6 protein-coding genes and 1 pseudogene are annotated in these 6,821 nt (G+C 34.9%); all 7 read left to right on the plus strand.

The genetic code is table 11. From position 1 onward, the window contains the following. Positions 1 to 743, plus strand: a 743-nt coding sequence (locus tag M0Q20_RS10580; RefSeq protein ID WP_295061725.1) for a hypothetical protein, incomplete at its 5' end; no start/stop codon positions are given. Further along, positions 727 to 1,122, plus strand: a complete 396-nt coding sequence (locus tag M0Q20_RS10585) for a hypothetical protein (protein ID WP_295061728.1) — start codon at positions 727 to 729, stop codon at positions 1,120 to 1,122. The genes M0Q20_RS10580 and M0Q20_RS10585, both read left to right, overlap by 17 nt. 68 nt (positions 1,123 to 1,190) lie before the next feature. Continuing rightward, positions 1,191 to 4,799, plus strand: a complete 3,609-nt coding sequence (dnaE, locus tag M0Q20_RS10590; protein ID WP_295061731.1) for a DNA polymerase III subunit alpha — start codon at positions 1,191 to 1,193, stop codon at positions 4,797 to 4,799. Between the two features lie 131 nt (positions 4,800 to 4,930). Continuing rightward, on the plus strand, positions 4,931 to 5,248 hold the full coding sequence (locus M0Q20_RS10595; protein ID WP_295061734.1) for a hypothetical protein: 318 nt from the start codon (positions 4,931 to 4,933) through the stop codon (positions 5,246 to 5,248). After that, positions 5,238 to 5,528 carry a type II toxin-antitoxin system RelE/ParE family toxin gene (locus M0Q20_RS10600; protein ID WP_295061736.1) on the plus strand — a complete coding sequence of 97 codons (291 nt, stop codon included), beginning with the start codon at positions 5,238 to 5,240 and terminating at the stop codon, positions 5,526 to 5,528. The genes M0Q20_RS10595 and M0Q20_RS10600 overlap by 11 nt, the downstream gene beginning before the upstream one ends. Positions 5,529 to 5,569: 41 nt before the next feature. Beyond that, on the plus strand, positions 5,570 to 5,695 hold the full coding sequence (locus M0Q20_RS10605; protein ID WP_295061739.1) for a hypothetical protein: 126 nt from the start codon (positions 5,570 to 5,572) through the stop codon (positions 5,693 to 5,695). 185 nt (positions 5,696 to 5,880) lie between these two features. Next, positions 5,881 to 6,821 (plus strand): annotated as a pseudogene (locus tag M0Q20_RS10610) (DEAD/DEAH box helicase family protein); the annotation flags it as partial.

Consider the following 6,821-nt stretch of genomic DNA (forward strand, 5'->3'; position numbering starts at 1 on the left):
AGCATAATAGATATGAAGATTTTGATATATTTGCATTTTCACGCATAAACAGCTCTCTAGCTTCAAAAGTCTCTCCCGAAAAAATTAATCTGAACAAAAAGATATATATAGACGAAAAAGTTGCAAAACATTTCAAGCTAAACAATATACAAAAAGTAAAAGTATTGACCCTCTACAAGGGAGTTCCTCTAAAGAATTATGGCAAAATCATAAGAATAAATGCTGACTCTATAGAGGTCTTAGTGGAGCCAAAACACCGTATATCACTACTTGAAGGGAGAGATATTTTACTATTGGTAAATACCAAAAAGGGAACCTCGGTTTTACATGGAGATGTAATAAAAAACGACAATAACCTCTTTACAATAAAGAACTTCTATCTCTCAAAAAACGATATGCACTTAAGAGACGGACTGAGAGTTAAATTAAGCGCAGATAGCACTATTGAGGCAGGCTCACGTGAATTTGAGGTTTATGATATATCCATGAAGGGCATTAGCATTAAAATACAAAACAGTGAGGAGGAGGAGTTTTTAAAAGAGAGAAAATCTTTAAAACTTTTATTAGAGGGCAGTGAGTTGCATTTAGGTTTAAAATATCTTAAAACAATCAGCAAAGATGAGAAGATACTCAAAATTATATTTTTAATATCTACAAGCAGTGACGATGCTTTAAAGCTAAATGCATTTATCGTTAAAAGACAAAATGAAATTTTAAGAGAAATACATGAGTATCAAAAGTAACAACGCTTTAGTAAAAAAACTATCTTTTTTGTTTTTTCTCATATTTATTATATTTCAATCCTCTTTAAATGCCGCATCAACCTTTAAAGGACAGTTGGTTTACTTAAAAGAGTGCAGAGTCTGCCACTTAAGCAGCAAAATATATCTTCAATCGCATAGTTTTGAGGAGTGGAGTAAAATAGTTGATAGCGCCGGCGCAAATCTTCGGGATATTCATCTAAAAAAGGGTGAGAAATTTGTAAATTCTAAAGAGGGTATCGCTAAGAGTTCGCATAAATATTTTAAAAGTGAGCACTATATGCAAGGATATAAAGAGCTTAGGAGTTTTATTTTAGAGTCTGCAAAAAGAAACGAAGAGATAGAAGCAATTTATAAATAATAGAAGTTTTTCCTTACGAAGAATTAAGTCAAATTTACTATAATAAAATTAAAAAAGATAGGTCATTTATGAGCGCTCAACCATTTACACACTTACATCTACACACCGAATACTCACTTCTTGACGGTGCAAACAAGTTATCAAATTTAGTATCACAGGTAAAAAAACTTGGAATGACATCCGTTGCCATGACTGACCATGGAAATATGTTTGGTGCGATAGATTTTTATCAACAGATGAGAGCAGCAGATATCAAGCCTATTATCGGGATGGAGGGCTACATCCATAACGGAGAGACGATTGATGACAAAAGTACAAAACAGCGCTTTCATATCTGTCTTTTTGCCAAAAACCAGAAGGGGTATGAAAATCTCATGTACCTCTCATCCAAAGCATTTATAGATGGTTTTTACTACTTTCCAAGGATAAGCAAAAATGAGCTACGTGAACACTCCGAAGGGTTGATTTGCACAAGTGCGTGTCTTCAAGGCGAGATAAACTGGCATCTTAATCTATCAAATGAGAGAAATGTTAAAAACGGAGCACTTGGGTATGGGGGTGCAAAAGCGGCAGCATTGGAGTATAAAGAGATTTTCGGTGATGATTTTTATCTTGAACTTATGCGTCATGGCATAGGCGATCAGCTCTTTATTGATGAGCAGGTGCTAAAACTCTCAAAAGAGCTAGATATAAAAGTAGTCGCTACAAATGATACACACTACACGTTTCCAGGCGATGCACAGTATCATGAGGCGTTTATGTGTATCGGGATGAATAAACTCTATGATGATCCAAACCGCATGCGCCACTCCGTGCATGAGTTTTATCTAAAGAGTCCCGAGCAGATGGCAAGACTCTTTGCCGATATACCCGAAGCAATTATACATACGCAAGAGATTGTGGATAAGTGTAACTTGGAGTTAAAGCTAGGCGACCCGATTCCTCCTAACTTTAAATTTACAAGAGAGTATGCAAGAGCAGATGGTCTTGATATTGATAATAAAGATGATGAACCGCTGAGTGATGATGCAACCAAAGAGCAAATAAGAGCTTGGAAGAGTGCGGCGGATAAAAACGATGCTGAGTATTTTGTTTATCGCTGCGAGCTAGGTTTAAGCGAGAGACTCAAGCATGTTTTGCCACAGAGACATCAGGAGTATAGAGATAGATTAGAGTTTGAGATGAACGTAATCAACTCTATGAAATTCCCCGGATATATGTTAATCGTTTGGGATTTTGTAAAAGTTGCCAAAGAGATGGGTATCGCTGTTGGACCGGGGCGTGGAAGTGCTGCTGGGAGTCTTGTTGCCTACTCGCTTAATATCACAGATATTGACCCGATGAAATATGATTTGCTCTTTGAGAGATTTTTAAATCCTGAGCGTGTAAGCATGCCCGATATAGATATGGACTTTATGCAAGCGCGCCGCGGCGAAGTAATAGACTATGTTGTAGAGAAATACGGCAGAAATCAAGTTGCGCAGATTATAACATTTGGTTCGCTTCTGGCAAAAGGGGTTATCCGTGATGTAGCTAGAGTTTTGGATATGCCGCTCTCTCAAGCCGATAAGATGGCAAAGCTTATTCCGGATGAGTTGGGAATAACACTAAACGGCAAAGAGAAAAACGGAGAGTTTATAGCAGGAGCTTTTCAAAAAGAGCCAAAGCTCCAAGAGCTTATAGAAGCTGACGCTAATGCGGCAAGAGTTTGGGAGTTTGCAAAGAAGCTAGAAGGTCTAAAGCGAAACTCGGGGATTCATGCTGCGGGAGTTGTTATCTCAAATGAGGAACTTTGGAAAAAAACTCCAATATACAAACCCTCCGGCGAGGATGTTTTTGTAACACAGTACTCTCTTAACTATCTTGAAGATGTTGACTTGATTAAGTTTGACTTCTTGGGTCTAAAAACTCTTGATGTAATTGATAATGCTATTAAACTTATAAAATTTCGTTACAACAAAGAGGTGCTCTGGCATGAGATAGATGAGAATGACCCAAAGGTTTATGACGTCATTCGCAGCGGAAACACGGTAGGGATGTTTCAGATAGAGAGTTCTGGGATGCAGGATTTAAATAAGCGCCTAAAACCCGATAGTTTTGAGGATTTGATTGCGGTATTAGCACTCTATCGCCCCGGTCCGATGGAGTCTGGAATGCTTGATGATTTTATTGAGCGTAAACATGGGCGCCAAGCAATATCATACACATTTGACAGCATGGAACCTATACTTAAAAACACTTATGGAGTTATCGTTTATCAAGAGCAAGTTATGCAGATAGTTCAAACAGTCGGTGGTTTTTCTCTTGGCTACTCTGACATTATCCGCCGCTCTATGGGTAAGAAAAAAGATATGTCCGTCTATAACGATGAGTTTGCAAAAGGTGCACAAAGCCAAGGTCTTGATTATGCTGAGGCTTCAAAACTTTTTGATTTAATTGAGAAGTTTGCGGGGTACGGTTTTAACAAATCCCACTCTGCGGCTTACGCGATGATTACCTTTCAGACGGCTTGGCTTAAAACATACTATCCAAACGAGTTTATGGCGGCACTTTTAACCTCAGATAAGGACAACACCGATAAAGTTGTTCGCTACATTGATGAGACAAAGCGAATGGGCATAGAGCTCTCTCCTCCTGATATCTGTGACTCTCAACTTGAGTTTTCGGCAATTACAAAAGATGATAGAGAGATTGTTCTTTTTGGTCTTGGAGCAATTAAGGGAGTCGGAGAAGCGGCCGTTTTATCGATACTAGAGACTAGAAAAGAGAGTGGTAATTTTACCTCACTTCAAGATTTTGTAAATAAGATTGAACCTTCAAAGGTAAATAAAAGAGTTATAGAGTCAATTATAAAAGCGGGTGGTTTTGATAGATTTGGGTTTTCAAGAAAGGCTCTTTTAGATCAGGTTGAGAAGATTGTTGATACCGCAAAAGATGCCTCAATGGCTAGAAAAAATGCAATAGGCAGTCTTTTTGGAGATGATGAGGAGATAACAAATGTTGAGCTTAACTTGGCAAATTCGGAGGAGTATGAGCTTAAAGAGATTTTGGAGTTTGAAAAAGAGACTTTGGGCTTTTACGTCTCAGGTCATCCGCTTGATGAGTATAGAGAGAAGATTGACGAGCTTGATTATACACTCTCATCTGAGATAGAGAGTGCAAAAGATGGCTCTTACGCCATCTTCATAGGAAAAGTAGAAGAAATTACCAAGAAGACATCCAAAAAAGGAAATCAGTTTGGCATAGTAAGTCTTATGGATTTTCATGGGAACATAGAGGTAATGCTATTTGCTGATAGACTTGAGCAGCTTCAAGAGATGAATTTAAGTGAGCCAATAGCAATCAAGGCAAAGATAACTCACACCGAGATGTTTACAAGAATCGGTGTTAGCAAGATAATGACTCTCAAAGAGGCTAAAAAAGAGACGAAAAAGACTAAAAAAGAGGTAAGAGAGCAGCCTCTTGGAGTTATAAACCTTGCAATTAGATTAGATAGCGATATGACTATTTTAGATGATTTATATAACTTAGTACGCCAAAACCCAGGCAACAGAGAGCTAAAAGTCACCATAATCTCAAAGCTTCAAAATGTAGTAATTGAGTCTGCAATTAGGGTAGATAGCAAGATATTAAGCGCATTAGACGGTAATGAGTTTGTGGATATTTTGAGTGCATGATGGATTTTAAAGAACATCTAAATACAATGCAATCAAAAAAACATTTGCTTTATAGAACTTAAAATAGATATTATTTTTAGCAAAAATTTTGTATAATAGGTAAAATAATATGCAAAATAAAGGGAGTAATTATGGTTGCTTACAATACAAACGAACTCTTTAGTGCAACAGAAGTTGCAAAAAACTTTGCAACAATCACATCTAAGTTGTATAAAAAAGAGTTAGAAAAAATAGGGATTTTAAAAAACAATAAGCTTGATTTTATACTTTTAAAAAGTGAAGATTTTGAAAAAATAGTTGAAAAAGAGGTTCAAAAAGCACTCTTTGAAGAAGATAGAAAATTTGTAGCAATGCAAGCAGAAAAAATTAAAAGCGCTAAGGCTAAGTTTTACTCTCTAGAAGATACAGAGGCAAAGCTAGAAGCGGTTATAAAAGCGTATGAAGATTAGATTTGAAGAGAATTTTATTGATTCCTTAGCATTGAAATTACAATTCATAGCAAAAGACAAACCTCTTGCAGCTAGAAAATTTAAAGATGAGCTGATTGCGTCATGTAAAGATATTTTGCACATGCCATATAAACATAGAAAATCAATCTACCATGATGATGAAAACATTAGAGATTTAATATTTAAAGGATACACTGTTGTTTATATCATTGAGGATGAGTTAATATCTGTTTTCGCACTTATCTATCATGAAAAATATAAAAATAGCCGTGTAGATTAAAAAAATTAGAAGAGCTGTTTATCAATATTTTAGGAACATCTGTGGCAAAAAGATATATTATAAGAAAACCAACTGATTTTATGGTAGCTTTTTTAGTAAAAGAGTCTGATGTAAGTACATCAAATTTTGAGATAGTTTGCGGATGTGAAAGCTTCCAAAGAGTATAATATTTGAATGTAAAGATAGTATATATTTTCTTTTTTTTTATTTTTTAAACTCAATTAAAATTCCATTTCTAACAAGCATTAGATATGAGTAAAATAGAAAATATTTTTGTATAATCAAAAAGTAAATTATAAATCACTTAGGAACTCTATAATGGTACAATTATTTATAACTTTGAAAGATAATAATGTTATATAAAATTATAAAATCACAAAAAGATGAATGGTTATCTTCTTCTGATTGTAGTATTAAAGATATTATTAACTATATAAAAACAAAAGACAAGCTAAGACAAACTCAAATTGAAGCGATTGAGATTTATCTTTATCTAAAGATAAAAGGGGAAAATAAACCCTTATGGCAACTTTTTTCAGAGGGTTTCTTTTTAGAGAAAATTGATACGGATGATTTGGTTGCAAAATATCTTTTGCAAAAGCAAGAGATACAAAAACTTTCACTTTACCAATTTGCAAAACAAGAGCTTCCTGCTCTTGCAAAACATATAAATGATAATAAAATATCAAATAAAGAGTGTCAAAGGGTAATAAAGCAGATATTTTACGGTGTAGATTATAGTGATTATCTTTTATCACTTCCTATGGGTGCTGGTAAAACTTTTCTCATGGCATCATTTATTTATTTGGATTTGTACTTTGCACTTAATGAGCCAGAAAATAAAAATTTTGCTCACAATTTTCTTATTCTCATACCATCAGGACTTAAAAATTCTATTGCACCATCACTAAAATCAATCGCCTCTTTTGATGGAAGTTGGGTTTTACCAGATAGTGATGCTCTAAGGATAAAAAAACTTTTAAAATTTGATGTTTTGGATGTGCCAAAAACAGCTAAAAAATCAAATCTTGCGGTAAATCCAAATGCGGCAAAAGTCAACAACATACTACCAAACCCTTTTGGTCAGATTTTTGTAGTAAATGCAGAAAAAGTAATTTTAAACAGCAAAGCAACAGGTTTTTTTGAAGATAAAGAGATTGTAGAAAATGAGCTAAAACAGAAATTAGCACTCGTTCCTAATCTTTCAATTCTTATAGATGAAGTACACCATGCAGCAAATGATGATATAAAACTCCGTCAAGTAGTTTCATGGTGGAATATGCAGGGAAATAT

The organism is Sulfurimonas sp., assembly GCF_023229025.1.
Lineage (GTDB): Bacteria > Campylobacterota > Campylobacteria > Campylobacterales > Sulfurimonadaceae > Sulfurimonas.

Coding starts and splice junctions, on each gene's coding strand:
- M0Q20_RS10600 (WP_295061736.1), top strand. CDS start 5,238: ATGAAGATTAGATTTGAAGAGAATTTTATTGATTCCTTAGCATTGAAA.
- M0Q20_RS10595 (WP_295061734.1), top strand. CDS start 4,931: ATGGTTGCTTACAATACAAACGAACTCTTTAGTGCAACAGAAGTTGCA.
- dnaE (WP_295061731.1), top strand. CDS start 1,191: ATGAGCGCTCAACCATTTACACACTTACATCTACACACCGAATACTCA.
- M0Q20_RS10585 (WP_295061728.1), top strand. CDS start 727: ATGAGTATCAAAAGTAACAACGCTTTAGTAAAAAAACTATCTTTTTTG.